Raw genomic sequence first — 12546 nt, 5'->3', positions numbered from 1 at the left:
AGTGAGGGTGCGATGGACTGGAGCAAAGCGAAATCGATATTCATACTGTCTTTCCTGGGGCTGAATTTGCTGCTCGGCTACGAGCTGTGGATCGGGAAATGGAACGTCATCGGAGACTCGAAGCAAGCGTCGGCGGATATTGCCCAGGAGCTGGACCGGATCTTGATCAGTCGGGGGATCAAGGTGACGGCGGCCGTGCCGAAGGAAACTCCGAAGATGCGGGAAATTACGGTAAAATGGGTGGACGGCGAAAATTACGGGCAGCGAATCAATCTGGCCGAGCCGATCCGCTATAACTTGTTTTTAAGCAAAGGCTCGTTGAAGGATTTGGGGAACAAGGCCATACCGAAAATCGATTCGTACGCGTATGATCGGGTTACGAGCAAGGACGGCTCGTTTATGATGAATCAGCTCGTCGGAGAATATCCATTGTTCGACGTCAATCTGGAGTTGTTCGTGACCAACGGGGAAGTGACCGGCTACCGGCAGTCCTACGTGGAGGTCGACACGGGTTCGGAGGGCAAGGAAGAGAAGAAGGTGATCTCGGCCCAAACCGTGCTCCGGACGCTGGCGGAAAAATATTTGCAGAACGGCGCCGTCGTGACGGATATCCGGCTCGGCTATCACGGCCAGTTTTTCGAGACGGAGCAGTGGTCTACGCTTCCGACGTTCCCTACATGGCGCGTGGCGCTCGAGAACGGGGATATTTATTACGTGCAAGGGTTCCGGGGAGACGTGGAGACGGCGGAGCGCACGACGAAGAAGCCGTAAACGGTTGGTGCCGAGCCGAGTTGCGGGCTGCGATGATCCGGCTGTGGCGACAAGAAGATGGGACAAGAGGGGATTTCGGATGACCATGCGGTACACGATTTTGGCAAGCGGCTCGACGGGGAACTCGCTGCTCGTGGAGAACGACGAGACGAGGGTGCTCGTGGATGCGGGACTGAGCGCCAAAAAAATCGAGCAGCTGATGGAGGAGCGGGGCGTGAAAGGGGCGGAGCTGGACGCGATCCTGATCACCCACGAGCATTCCGACCATATTAAAGGGGTCGGCGCGTTGGCGAGAAAGCACGATTTGCCCGTATACGCCAACGAGAAAACTTGGGAAGCGTTGAACAAGCATCTGGGAGAGCTGGCGGAAGAGAAGATCAAGGTGATGGAGACCGGGAGCGTCGTCGAATTCGGGGCGCTTCAGGTCGAATCTTACCCGATCTCGCATGACGCGGCCGAGCCGGTAGGCTACTGCTTCTACGACGGGGAGCACAAGCTTAGCCTGGCTACCGATCTCGGCTACGTCAGCGGCAAAGTGAAGGAGAAAATTATCGATTCCGACGCGGTTATTCTGGAGTCGAACCACGACATCGAGATGCTCCGGATGGGCAAATACCCTTGGAATATCAAGAGGCGCATACTGGGCGATACGGGCCATCTGTCCAACGAGGCCGCGGGCGAAGCGCTGTGCGACATTTTGTCCGGCCAGACAGAGACGGTATACTTGGCTCATTTGAGCCGCGACCATAACTTGATGGATTTGGCCAAACTGACCGTGAATAATATATTAGAGGACCGCGGGATCGAAGCGGACGGGCGCAAGGTAGAGCTCAAGGATACGTATTTCGACCGTCCTACGAGATGGGATAGGTTGGGTCGGGAGTCATGATCCGATCCAGCTCGGTCATTCTCGTCTCGAGCTCGCCGCGCGTCATGACGCCTTTCTCGATCAACAAATCCATAAGAGCGGTTACGAGGAGCGTATTGCGGTAATGCTCTTCTTTCAGATCGGCGAGCTTGCCGATCCAGTTGACTTCCTGCATATGAGAGTGGATACGATTCATTGACTTTTTCTCTCCTTTTCCAGTGAAACTGGCTCGTACTTTCCGTGCAAATCTAGTAAAATAAGGGGAGCGGTTCTCGTATTCTTAGTATAGGCCGCTAGAAGCGAAAACATTCCTCTTTTTTCCGGTTGGAAATCGAGTGGAAATAGAGTGAAGTCACCCGAGAGGAGAAGCGGGCATGAGCTTGTTTGATGACGATTTCTACACGACGAAGCTGCCCCGTAGGACCCGCTGGACGCACGATGGATCGGAGTTTCCATCCGTCAGACGGAGCAAGAACGGCAAGGCCGCGGTCGTAACGATCGCGGGAGCCGCTGCTGCGCTTATGCTGGGAACCCTCCTGATCGGGATTGGATCGCACCGGGATAATCCGGATAAGCAAGCGGCCGTTCCAGTGATGTCCACCGGCAACAGCTATCAGTTCATGGAAGACCAGGTCGTACGCGCGGTGGAGCAAGTGAAGCCCGCGGTGGTCAGCATTCTGAGCGCCATTAAGGAAGAAGGCGCCGGCAATGCGCAGAGTCTGGGCATCGGCTCGGGCGTGTTGTTCCGCAAGGACGGGGATAAGGCGTATATCGTGACCAACAACCACGTAGTGCAATCGGCTTCGCAGATCGAAGTCATATTGGCGAATGGGGAACACCGCAAAGGAAAGCTGAAAGGCCGAGACATGATCACGGACTTGGCCGTTGTCGAGATCGATTCGTCCGGCATTCAATCGTACGCCGAATTCGGCGATTCGGAGAAGCTGAAGGCCGGTCAGACGGCGATCGCGATCGGAAGCCCGCTCGGACTGCGGTTCGCGCAGACGACGACCGTAGGGGTTATCAGCTCGCCGCACCAGAAGGTGCCGATTTCGTTTGCCGGAGACGGGAATTACGATTGGGAGATGGATGTCATCCAGACGGATGCGGCGATCAACCAAGGCAACAGCGGAGGCGCCCTCGTCAATCTCGAAGGCAAACTGATCGGGATTAACAGCATGAAGGTGGCCGAGAAGGGCGTGGAAGGGCTGGGCTTCGCCATTCCGATCAATTCGGCCAGAGAGACGATCGAGAGTCTGCTGAAGTACGGCAAGGTGAAGCGTCCGTACTTGGGGCTGACTACCGAGCCGCTTCGGGCTTATAAAGGGACGGAAGTTTTAAAACTTCCCGATTCGGTCAAGAATGGTCTTATCGTCATCGATGCGATCGGCCCGTCGAAGGCCGCGGGACTCGCGACCAATGACGTCATTACCGAGCTCGACGGCAAGCCGGTCTACGATAATATTACGCTGCGCCAATATTTGTACGGATCCAAAAAAATCGGCGACAGCATCAAGGTGACGTATTACCGGGCAGGTAAAAAAGCGACCGCCACGGTCGAATTGGGCGAGAAAGAGGACTAATCGATGTTTGTCGTATGCAAGGAGCACATAGAGATCGCGATCGACCAATTTGTCGACGAATACGAGGAAGCGCCGGACATTTACGATTTGAAGGAAGTGCGCTTCAGCGCCTGGGAGCCGCCGGCGACATGCGAGCGGTGCGCGAACAAGCCGCAATTTTTGGTCATATGAATACGGACACGGGGGCCTGCGAGGGCTCCCTTTCTTTCGTTATGGGAGAGAATAAGAACGAATATAACCTTGATTGGGAGCGGGATGAGGCATGCACATTCAAATTATCGCGGTAGGCAAGCTGAAGGAGAAATATTGGACGGACGGCATCGCGGAATACGCGAAGCGGCTGACGCCGTACACCAAGCTCACCATCACGGAGGTGGCGGAGGAGAAGGCCCCCGAGCGCATGAGCGAAGCCGAGGAGCAGCAGGTGAAGCAAAGGGAGGGCGAGCGCATCCTGGCGGCGCTCAAGCCGGACACGCACGTCATCGCCATGGCTATCGGCGGCCACATGTGGACCTCGGAGGAGCTCGCCGACCAGATCGACCGCCTCGGCACGTACGGCAAAAGCCACATCGCCTTCCTCATCGGCGGCTCGAACGGCTTGTCGGACGACGTGCTGAAGCGGGCCGACGCCAAGCTGTCTTTTGGCAGGATTACGTTTCCGCATCAGCTGATACGGTTGGTGCTGGTGGAGCAGGTTTATCGGGCTTTTCGGATTATTCGGGGGGAACCATATCACAAATGATCCGAAATTTTTGGCATTAATCGCTTGCTGGGCGCGGAAAGTCGCCCCGGAGAGGGAGGGTGGGGGTGATGCCACCCTGGGGAAAGATCGCTTGGCAGGCGGGCTCGTGCGGGCTGTTTCGACGTGCCAGAGCTGCTGGCCCCTCAAGTTCCTTCGGATTCCGACGGGGCCAGCAAAAAGTCTTTAATGGACTCTTCAAATTTAAATATCTCTAAAATGTCATAATTCTTGTTTGAAATATTAATACCGTAGCCTGTTGAACTAACGGGCAGGATTGTTCGATAACAAAGAGGATATTTTGGGGTAAATATAGAATCTCCAATTTAGGTAAACTATGGTTTTGTTGGGTTACTCCAATGGAGGTCAAGTATGGTAACGATAAGGAAATGCACATTGAATGATGTTCCCCAAATAGCTGAATTGTCTCGGTTATGGGCGGATGAGGCTGTTACGTTCGCATATCCTGCATCTAATGATGAAAAGATTTCTAAGCGTTTAGGGGATTACTTTTGGGTTGCCGAACAGAAAGGTCGGATAATCGGATATACGCACGGGGTGATTCAAACTTCCCAATATCCTATATTTCCATCAAACTCTCATTTTCTGGAAATTTAGGAAGTTTATGTTCACCCCGATTCCAGGGCAGATGGTGTCGGTCATCAATTGGTCGATCGCATCATTGCCGAAGCTGAATCAAACGGTGTAACTCATGCACTTGTAGGTTCATCGAATCTGGAGTGGCAACGTATTGTCGGTTTTTATAAGCGGCACGGGTTCAAAATGTGGTATGTACAAATGTATCGTTAGAAATGTGTCTAAAATATATAATTAATGGAAGTTCTTATGCTTTATTAGCCGTTGCGCTAACGGGTAGGATAGTACAACAATATGGGAGAATATTAGATTATTATTTATTATGGTGGTAGTGCCGCTATCTTTGATTCATGCGGCAAAAATCCTAGAATGAACTAAGATTTGAATTTGTGAAAATAGAGTGATCGGAGTTGAGAAAAATAAAAATTTGGTTGCTGGTTGCGTCAGAAAAGTCTATGCGTATTGAACTGGAGTCATATGAACAAGATGGTGACCGGATCAGGTCTTACTACAAAGAGGAAGGCCACTTGTGGGAGCCGCTAAAAGTCGTTACCAAGCGAAAGGGCAATAAGAGCGACTACATCGATTTTATGATGGGTTTTCCTGTCCTTACGGTAAGAGCAAAGAAGGTCCTCACGCCGCTTATAGGCAGCGATGTTGAATTCCTTCCCTTGCTTCATGAGGAGCATGAGTTATTTGCGGTGAAGGTTAATCGTGTGCAAAACTTTGTCGACATGACCAATCCAATGGAGCGTAAGATTGGTTACGGTTTTTTCTCGGAGTTCGTACATATTTGTGCCGAGAAGATAGAACCGGAAGTCCATATGTTCCGTTTGCCGCAGCACTTGACTACGCGTATTTACGTTACAGATGATTTTAAAGATGCAGTTGAAGCCCATAAACTGAAGACATTCCAGTTTATCAAGCTTTGGGATACAGAGAACTCAGAGGAGGCACGGAAAGAGCGGCTTAAACGATTTGATCCTTACTACAAACGCCTTGCAACCCGCGACAAGGTTTCCTACCAGAATGCAATGGACTTATTGAGTTTGAGTAAATTTGTTCGCGAGAGTAACAGTATTTTGAAGAAAGAAAATGGAAGTCTAGTGATAGGTGAGATCTTTGATGATGAAACCGTGCGGTGGATAGATCCGATGTATATTCCACCATTGTTTTTTGAACGGCAGTGGTATGTTTATGAAAACTCCGAAAGCGAGTTGGTTGTTCAGGAGTATTTTGCGGAGTTATCTCATGAAGTGAATGGACCAAAGGGCAACATCATTATTTTTAAGGATAAGAACCTAGAGCGTATGGTCCGCGCACACCTTAAGTTGTTTAAGGATAATCTCACGGACATCAATATGCTTAAATTGCGCCATATATTTCCGAAGTATGACGACGGCCTTGTGGCCTCTCTAAGCGGAATGGAGTATGCCAAGAATCTGCTCGAATTCATGATCAGTAACAATTCGGAGTTCGATGAAAACGAGCTAAAACATCTCCCGGATAGTCTCCATTCATTGGCCGTGATCAAATGCGGGTTAACAAACATTGAGATCATGTATGACCTCAAACTTCCAAATTTAAGCTCTATATGTTTTTCGGACAACTCTCTTACTGATTTGTTACCGTTGACTTTTATTCCATCGCTAACGCGGATCGACGTAGTAAACAACCAAATCGAAGATATCCTTCCTCTCAACCGATTATCTGAGTTAGACTGTGTTATCCTGAGAAATAACCCGGTAAAGAATATACACGAACTGCACCTACCGAAACTCCGTTATTTATATATCGACGGCATCCAAACCGAGGATTGGAGATTCCTGCTATCGGGATTTCCGAAGTTAGAATACTTATCGATCTCGCATGAGGGTATGACAGATATCTCCAGAAAGAGTATGGAGGACATCATTAAGAGCAAAAAATTTGTAGTGTCTTGGACACAGCCAGATGGATTGGCGAAGTTATTTAATGACTCGAACCGCAAAAGGTAAGCATGTACCAGTACACTAACGTTAAACTAACGGATACGATAGTTGAACTATCAGAACGGCCGCCGAGTACTTCGACGGCCTTGTGTGTATATTATGGAAGCTTGCTCCTAGCACTGGGATTAAGCCTTCTTTGATTTACGCTTCTCTAGCGACAATTATATACGGGCTACACCTATGGGCACGTATTCTGAGGGGGTGACAAGCCCACTAGGGAAGTTCTCCTCACTTTACTAAGCGTAGCGGTAAACGCGGACTGAAAATGATATGAACTCGTACATAAATTCGTCTATATGTAGATACTTAGCTTCGTTCCAGCGGTCATAGAGGCTAAGTAAGCCTTCTTGATATGTGTCAATAATACTGCCGGCAGAGCGACCATTTGATACCATTTCGTTAAGATTGGCAACGAATAGAACATCGTATTGTTTTTGAATATCTTCCCATGTCAACATTTTCTTGGCCTCCGTATATTTAAGTTTAAGAAGTCTCAACTTGAGGTTTCTAAATCATACGGAACGTTGGCCAAATGGGAAAGCCCGAATTTTTTGAGGCGTTGCTGGAGTAACGATTAAAAAATTGGACGATTACTTAATTTGCTTATCGTATCGCAATATTTTGTTTGGCTCGGGACGAGTGCTAATGTAATGAGTCAAGAACGGTGGCAGTTAAGCACCACGGTGGATTTTTCGCCGATAGCCCCGTTAAGCTGAACCGTACCATAAGTAGTGGTAAAGCAGAGGTACGTGTTAAGGATAGAGGCGTGGATGTTAAATATCCATGTAGGTATTTAAGTACACACATTCGATGCATGTGGAGTGTCTAATATTGATGGTTCGCAATGAACCTAATTTGAAGGAATATCCAGAGGAAGCTATTTTTGCTTATGAAGAAGGCGCAGTAGATCCTATTTTAACAACAAATCTTTTGGTGAAAAAAGCAGAAGAAAATGGAGCGAATATACTTTTTGATACAAAAGTTATGCAAATAAAAAAAGAGGGCTCTGAGGCTGTTGGTGTATACACCTCAAATGGTTTTATAGAATCAGATGTTATTGTATTAGCAACTGGTACAGCTTTACCCGAGCTCTGTAAGCCAGTAGGCTTCGATGTTCCTGTTGCTCCTTCGCCTTCAATTATAATTCGCATGAAATCAAAAGAAAAGTTAATCCATACTTTAATTTCCAATTCAAGATTTGAAGCAAGACAACTAACAAATGATACTTTAATAGCCGCGGAAGATTATATTGATGAGTCTGAAGAAAATGGGCCAGAGGCAATTGGAAAACGAGCATTTGAAATACTTCGTCACAATTTAAAAGGAGGGGAGAATTTGGAGCTGGAAAGTATCAAGGTAGGAATGAGACCCATGCCTGAAGACGGTTACCCCATTGTTGGATTTCATGATCAGATAAAGGGTCTTTATCTAGCAGTTATGCATTCAGCTATTACGCTAGCTCCTATTGTTAGCCGCTTGGCTGCAAATGAGATTATAGACAACGTGCAGATGAAAGAATTAGAAAGTTGTCGACTATCCAGATTTTAATTTGTTTGTTTTTCACTTTCCCGTGTCTCAACCTATTACATGAGGTTTGTCCATTTTACGTATCCCACACATGTTGAGTGCTGTGTATTGCTTATTTGGGAAAGATTATTGGAGCCACATTTACCTGCAAGTTGAAGCCCAATTTCAAATGGTCTGGGCTTTTGTTCGTGTTCCCAACAAATGAGGACAGTGTGGAATGACTTCCTGATATTGAATCCAATAGTTATACAAAATTCCCTCTGGACTGTATTGGTTCAGGGGGATTTTTAATGTCAACTTTGAACAAATATAATATATCGGAAATTGATGGTGAGGATATGTAAATGTTGGGGTGGTGCGGATGGAAAATGTAGTTAAGTTGCTCAAAGAAAGTGTATGGGATTTGTTAAAAAGACAACGTCAAGACTGTAATCATCAGTTTAGCAACCGCTTCTGTACCTTTTATTAACATTTAACTTACCAGTGGTTATCGGTGCAATATCTCTGCTAATAATACTGGCACTTGTTATAGTTCAAAATTTAAAATGAAATAAAGCCTTGAAGAAGGAAAACTATGAATTGCAACATCCTGAAAATCTAAATGTAAATAAATTCAATAAAGGGGATATTGTCATTCGAAAAATCGAATCAGACAATTCTTCTGCAAAGACTTTAAGTGTCATGAGTAAAACCAGGTCTGAAATTGAATGTTGGAGCATGGATGGACAAGTTATTAGTTTTGCCCCTGAAGAATTATTGACTGCTGCTGAAACAAAGGAAGCATTAGAAAGTTCGAGATTACGTAAAGCAGCATCCGTACAACTTATTGCATCAGCAAATAAACGAAAGGGTTCTCACGGATAGGAATGGTAAAGTGCCTAGAGCTGTGTAAATGACCATCCGTGGGAGAGCGCATCGTGATATTACCAAGACAAATCAAAGTAAATACTAAAATAACAAAGAACATTACCGAAGTAATGTAATATTAATTCTTAGTAAAATGATTTATAATAATGGCAAAGGAGTTGGGGGGAAGAAATGAGTAGAGGGGCAACCAAAGAAGCTATTTTGACCGCAAGCATCCAGTTATTTAATAAATATGGATTCGATCAAGTCACGATCAATCAAATTTGCAAAGAGATCAATGTGACCAAAACCGCGTTTTACTACCATTTTAAATCCAAGGATGAGTTGATTTCCGAGGTTTTTTCGTTTGACAATATGATCTCCAACAATGATGTACTGGACATTCTGTCCGTCACCGATTATGCCGATCAGGCGATAAAAGGAATGGAGATTTACGTGAAGCACATGGTTCGTTTGGGAGTCGAAATGACGAAGGAAAATTACAGGGTCCACCTTCGGAACCAGACCCTTCCGCTCGATAAAGGCAAGTCATCACTATTGAGCAGCGTTATTCCCACGCTGGTTCAACGGGCCAAAGACGCGGGACAAATCAAAAATCCGGCGAGCGCAGAGGATTTGCTTGACTCGATGTGTATTATAGCCAATGGAGTCATTCTGAATTGGGCCATTATGGGCGGCAGTTTCGATATTCTGGAAGAAACCAGGAAGCAGTTTGAAATTTTGCTGGTCGTGTAAGGCGAATAGGGGTTGTAAAAGGTAACGCTTCGCTCAAAAGAGGGAGCGTTTTTTAGTATTTTGATTTCATTTTTGAATTTAAGTTCAATAAAACTTTACCACGGTATTTACTTTTATTTACCTTTGTAATATAATTCGATTATTCCTTCGGATTGGAGAGGTTAGATATGGAGCCCAACAAAGCAAGATTGATACTGGTTATAGGTGGTACAGGAACACAAGGCGGCAACGTAGCTCGCGAGTTGTTGAAGCACGGTCATCGCGTACGGATCCTGACCCGGAACCTAGAGTCGGCTGCTGCTCAAGCGATAGCGGCTAAAGGTGCGGAGTTGATCCAGGGAGACTTGGCCGATGCGGCATCGCTCGAACCTGCCATGGACAATGTATCGGCAATCTTCTCAGTGCAGTACGCCGATCCCTACGATCAGACAGTTGAACCGCGAAATGCCGCAAATATGGTGGAGGCGGCAAGAAAAGCCGGAATCGAACAAGTCGTGCATACCTCGGTCGCCGGCAGCAATGTGTTTCCACGGTGGGATAAATACAAGTATCTGTCTCAGACTTGGGAGAATAAATACGAAATCGAAGAACTCATCCGTAATGGAGGTTTCCAAGCTTGGACGATTTTGCATCCTTGTTGGTTTATGGAAAATTTTGTAGAGCCCAACTCGGCCATTATGGCGCCGGAATTGAAAAACGGGGTTTTGTTTGGCACGTTGAAGAGAGATACTCCTCTAAAATTAAATTCTGGGGAGGATACGGCCAAATTTGCGCGCGCAGCTTTTGAGAATCCGCAGAAGTTTCATGGAAAGGATATTAATGTCGCAAGCGACGAACTTTCCATGACGGAGATTGCGCAAACGCTGAGTCGCGTTCTCGATAAAAAAGTCGTCTTCGAAATTGCAAGCGATGAGGAAACCCGGAAACGCGGAATGTTGGAAGGAACGGTTTATTTTATGGAGTGGTTAGAAGAAGTACCCGGTTACGGCTTCGATATTCAGGAAACAAGAGAGTATGGCGTTGAGCTTAAATCTTTTGCGGAATGGGTTGAGGAGAACAGGCATAGGTTTGAAATTAACTAAAATAGGGAAAAACTCAAGAGGCCTGATTTTATGGCTTCTTTTTTGCGCTTGCTGGTGGAGCATAACAGCCTCCCAATCACGATCCTGAATGGAATATTTTGTAGCAAGCTCTGAAATCAGAGCATCAAATTTTCCAAAGAGATGAATGATTTGACGCTTAGTGTGTCCTGAAGAAAAGCGGCAAAGAAAGGAGGGAAACAAGCAGCTTTTCGTGCTTTGCATGAGATGAGGGAAGGCCCCTCAGAATCGACATTCATTTGTAGATTCTAAACCGCCATTGGGTGCTGCAATTAAAAGTTGTGGTGCTGAGCGCAATTGGAAAAGGCCGGAAAAAAATCGGTCAGGTACGTGTCATGAAGCTGAACGAAAGTGAAGAACGGATGAAACGTCGTTAAGATGATGTGCGATCGAAACCAGAGATTTTGAGCGGTCACTGGGATATAGTCTAGCGGAAACCTGATTACTGGCTAGATGATCATCGGCGTAGAGGTTACAGGAGCATGGCACAGGCTCAAGCAAGGAACAGGAGAAGTCTGAGCCTTAATGGAAATCGAAAAGCCCGAGCGCCAAAACGTCGAGGGGGAAAGTAGAAAACGTGTCAAAGCGAATCGAGGTGCTCCCGGAATGGATAAGACGGGCTTTATAGCATGTGAGAAGGATTTGAAAAACAACCTCTATAAAATAGACAGGATGTCATCGGGCAGTTACATGCCAATAGCAGTCAAAGGAGTAGAAATTCCAAAGAAAGATGGGAAAAAGCGACTCCTGAGCGTACCCATCGTGTATTCATACTGCACGCCTCCCAGTTTGGTTTTGGAATTGTAATCATACTTAAACATGTTCTTGTTTCTTACCATGGTTGTGGTGTCCAGATTCAAGGACACGTTGCCGGAGTGCTGCTTCTTGTTCATCATCCAACAAGATATCCCAGGGATGGCCTGGACCTTGCTTATGAGCTTTCAACATGCTTCGTTCTATCCAGTAGTAGACAACATGTGCTGAGACAGCAAGCTTCTCAGCAACCTCCTTTACCGTTAGCCCGCGCCGCGGCACAAAATAGGCTGGTATCTTATGCAGGTAACGCAGCCACCTAATTGAAGCCGTGGTGAAAGCTCTGCCCTCGGGTGTGCGACGGCCTTGTTCATTGAAAACCATTGCAATCTGGTCATCTGTCAGAGTTACGGCAAGCTCACGAACAAGGTCTGCCGTTTCCGTCGTATGTTTTCGTTCCATGCCTTTAGGCAAAGGTTTCTTTGCTACCAGCTCTTCAGAGCAATGGTTACGCCAACGAAGCCCTAACCGAACTTCTGGATTTCTGGCTTCAGCAAAGACAGTAACGTCCCCAATCAGCAGACGGATGATGCGCTTTCGATCTTTGGAAACCGTAGTAGCAGCACTCCAGATTCGAGGCAGAGTGTTGGCTAACTCTAAGATTTCAGCACGATCCTCATCGGAGGGCCTCCAACTGAGTCTCGCACGGTACTGCGCGTATTCGGTTTGGACACGTTCCAGCTCTAGTAGCTTTTCGTTCCACTTGGCTTCAAGGCTTCTGGCTACGAGTCTGTTCTCTGGCTCAACCTGCTGGTACTGTCGTTCGGCGCGATCTGCTTCGTATGTAGTCCGCTCTAGAAGCAGCTTCCATCCTTTGTCTGCGTGATCCTCTTTGTTTACGAGCTTGTCCATTACCTGCAAAGCCAGCTCTAGCTGTGCAGGCTGCATGGCCTGAAGCACCCGTTCAGAAATAGCTCTCATCTTGGAAAACTGGTTAGGTACGCCGATGATCTCG

The 12546-nt window shown here is 47.0% G+C and carries 14 protein-coding genes and 1 pseudogene; 12 read left to right on the top strand and 3 right to left on the bottom strand.

Annotation, left to right across the window (positions count from 1 at the left end; all coding sequences use genetic code 11):
• Window positions 1-12 precede the first annotated feature (12 nt).
• On the top strand, window positions 13-771 hold the full coding sequence (gene yycI, locus FE784_RS32545; RefSeq protein ID WP_139606425.1) for a two-component system regulatory protein YycI: 759 nt from the start codon (window positions 13-15) through the stop codon (window positions 769-771).
• A gap of 79 nt (window positions 772-850) precedes the next feature.
• On the top strand, window positions 851-1660 hold the full coding sequence (locus tag FE784_RS32540; RefSeq protein ID WP_139606424.1) for an MBL fold metallo-hydrolase: 810 nt from the start codon (window positions 851-853) through the stop codon (window positions 1658-1660).
• Here FE784_RS32540 and FE784_RS32535 read toward each other — a convergent pair.
• A complete protein-coding gene (locus tag FE784_RS32535; RefSeq protein WP_139606423.1) occupies window positions 1626-1835 on the bottom strand; it encodes a nitrile hydratase subunit beta in 210 nt (69 codons plus the stop codon). The genes FE784_RS32540 and FE784_RS32535 overlap by 35 nt on opposite strands.
• Window positions 1836-2013: 178 nt before the next feature.
• Here FE784_RS32535 and FE784_RS32530 point away from each other — a divergent pair, with 178 nt between their 5' ends.
• The 5 genes and pseudogenes from FE784_RS32530 (at window position 2014) to FE784_RS32515 (ending at window position 6555) form a co-directional block, all read left to right on the top strand.
• Window positions 2014-3222 carry a S1C family serine protease gene (locus FE784_RS32530; protein WP_176706676.1) on the top strand — a complete coding sequence of 403 codons (1209 nt, stop codon included), beginning with the start codon at window positions 2014-2016 and terminating at the stop codon, window positions 3220-3222.
• Between the two features lie 3 nt (window positions 3223-3225).
• Window positions 3226-3393 carry a CxxH/CxxC protein gene (locus FE784_RS41250; protein WP_176706675.1) on the top strand — a complete coding sequence of 56 codons (168 nt, stop codon included), beginning with the start codon at window positions 3226-3228 and terminating at the stop codon, window positions 3391-3393.
• Between the two features lie 91 nt (window positions 3394-3484).
• The gene (gene rlmH, locus FE784_RS32525) at window positions 3485-3964 is read left to right on the top strand and encodes a 23S rRNA (pseudouridine(1915)-N(3))-methyltransferase RlmH (protein WP_139606422.1); all 480 of its coding nucleotides are present in this window, start codon (window positions 3485-3487) and stop codon (window positions 3962-3964) included.
• A 630-nt stretch (window positions 3965-4594) separates the two neighbouring features.
• Window positions 4595-4771 (top strand): annotated as a pseudogene (locus tag FE784_RS42995) (hypothetical protein); the annotation flags it as partial.
• A gap of 197 nt (window positions 4772-4968) precedes the next feature.
• Complete coding sequence (locus tag FE784_RS32515) at window positions 4969-6555, top strand: leucine-rich repeat domain-containing protein (protein WP_139606420.1); 1587 nt, start codon at window positions 4969-4971, stop codon at window positions 6553-6555.
• A 230-nt stretch (window positions 6556-6785) separates the two neighbouring features.
• On the opposite strand, the gene FE784_RS32510 is transcribed toward FE784_RS32515, so the two are convergent.
• On the bottom strand, window positions 6786-7007 hold the full coding sequence (locus FE784_RS32510) for a hypothetical protein (protein WP_139606419.1): 222 nt from the start codon (window positions 7005-7007) through the stop codon (window positions 6786-6788).
• A gap of 376 nt (window positions 7008-7383) precedes the next feature.
• Between FE784_RS32510 and FE784_RS32505 the strand changes: the two genes are divergently transcribed.
• The 5 genes from FE784_RS32505 to FE784_RS32485 all read left to right on the top strand — a co-directional run bounded on the left by FE784_RS32505 (window position 7384) and on the right by FE784_RS32485 (window position 11585).
• Complete coding sequence (locus FE784_RS32505; protein WP_246132297.1) at window positions 7384-8097, top strand: NAD(P)/FAD-dependent oxidoreductase; 714 nt, start codon at window positions 7384-7386, stop codon at window positions 8095-8097.
• Window positions 8098-8655: 558 nt separating this feature from the next.
• Window positions 8656-8940 carry a hypothetical protein gene (locus FE784_RS32500; RefSeq protein ID WP_176706674.1) on the top strand — a complete coding sequence of 95 codons (285 nt, stop codon included), beginning with the start codon at window positions 8656-8658 and terminating at the stop codon, window positions 8938-8940.
• A gap of 174 nt (window positions 8941-9114) precedes the next feature.
• Window positions 9115-9678, top strand: a complete 564-nt coding sequence (locus FE784_RS32495) for a TetR/AcrR family transcriptional regulator (protein ID WP_139606417.1) — start codon at window positions 9115-9117, stop codon at window positions 9676-9678.
• 167 nt (window positions 9679-9845) lie between these two features.
• Window positions 9846-10760: an NmrA/HSCARG family protein gene (locus tag FE784_RS32490; RefSeq protein WP_139606416.1), complete on the top strand. Its 915-nt coding sequence runs from the start codon at window positions 9846-9848 to the stop codon at window positions 10758-10760.
• A gap of 543 nt (window positions 10761-11303) precedes the next feature.
• On the top strand, window positions 11304-11585 hold the full coding sequence (locus FE784_RS32485) for an RNA-dependent RNA polymerase family protein (RefSeq protein WP_139606415.1): 282 nt from the start codon (window positions 11304-11306) through the stop codon (window positions 11583-11585).
• Window positions 11586-11591: 6 nt separating this feature from the next.
• Here the strand turns inward: FE784_RS32485 and FE784_RS41245 are convergent.
• Window positions 11592-12546, bottom strand: a 955-nt coding sequence (locus tag FE784_RS41245) for a helix-turn-helix domain-containing protein (RefSeq protein WP_176706673.1), incomplete at its 5' end; no start/stop codon positions are given.

The sequence above is a fragment of the Paenibacillus hemerocallicola genome, assembly GCF_006265175.1.
Taxonomy (GTDB): Bacteria; Bacillota; Bacilli; order Paenibacillales; family NBRC-103111; genus Paenibacillus_AB; species Paenibacillus_AB hemerocallicola.
Note: the sequence above shows the minus strand (reverse complement) of the source record. Positions and strands in the feature narration are given on the sequence as shown.

Bases quoted from the DNA above. Each gene is read 5' to 3' on its own strand.
- yycI (WP_139606425.1), top strand. From the start codon at position 13: ATGGACTGGAGCAAAGCGAAATCGATATTCATACTGTCTTTCCTGGGG.
- FE784_RS32540 (WP_139606424.1), top strand. From the start codon at position 851: ATGACCATGCGGTACACGATTTTGGCAAGCGGCTCGACGGGGAACTCG.
- FE784_RS32535 (WP_139606423.1), bottom strand. From the start codon at position 1,835: ATGAATCGTATCCACTCTCATATGCAGGAAGTCAACTGGATCGGCAAG.
- FE784_RS32530 (WP_176706676.1), top strand. From the start codon at position 2,014: ATGAGCTTGTTTGATGACGATTTCTACACGACGAAGCTGCCCCGTAGG.
- FE784_RS41250 (WP_176706675.1), top strand. From the start codon at position 3,226: ATGTTTGTCGTATGCAAGGAGCACATAGAGATCGCGATCGACCAATTT.
- rlmH (WP_139606422.1), top strand. From the start codon at position 3,485: ATGCACATTCAAATTATCGCGGTAGGCAAGCTGAAGGAGAAATATTGG.
- FE784_RS32510 (WP_139606419.1), bottom strand. From the start codon at position 7,007: ATGTTGACATGGGAAGATATTCAAAAACAATACGATGTTCTATTCGTT.
- FE784_RS32505 (WP_246132297.1), top strand. From the start codon at position 7,384: ATGGTTCGCAATGAACCTAATTTGAAGGAATATCCAGAGGAAGCTATT.
- FE784_RS32495 (WP_139606417.1), top strand. From the start codon at position 9,115: ATGAGTAGAGGGGCAACCAAAGAAGCTATTTTGACCGCAAGCATCCAG.
- FE784_RS32490 (WP_139606416.1), top strand. From the start codon at position 9,846: ATGGAGCCCAACAAAGCAAGATTGATACTGGTTATAGGTGGTACAGGA.
- FE784_RS32485 (WP_139606415.1), top strand. From the start codon at position 11,304: ATGGAAATCGAAAAGCCCGAGCGCCAAAACGTCGAGGGGGAAAGTAGA.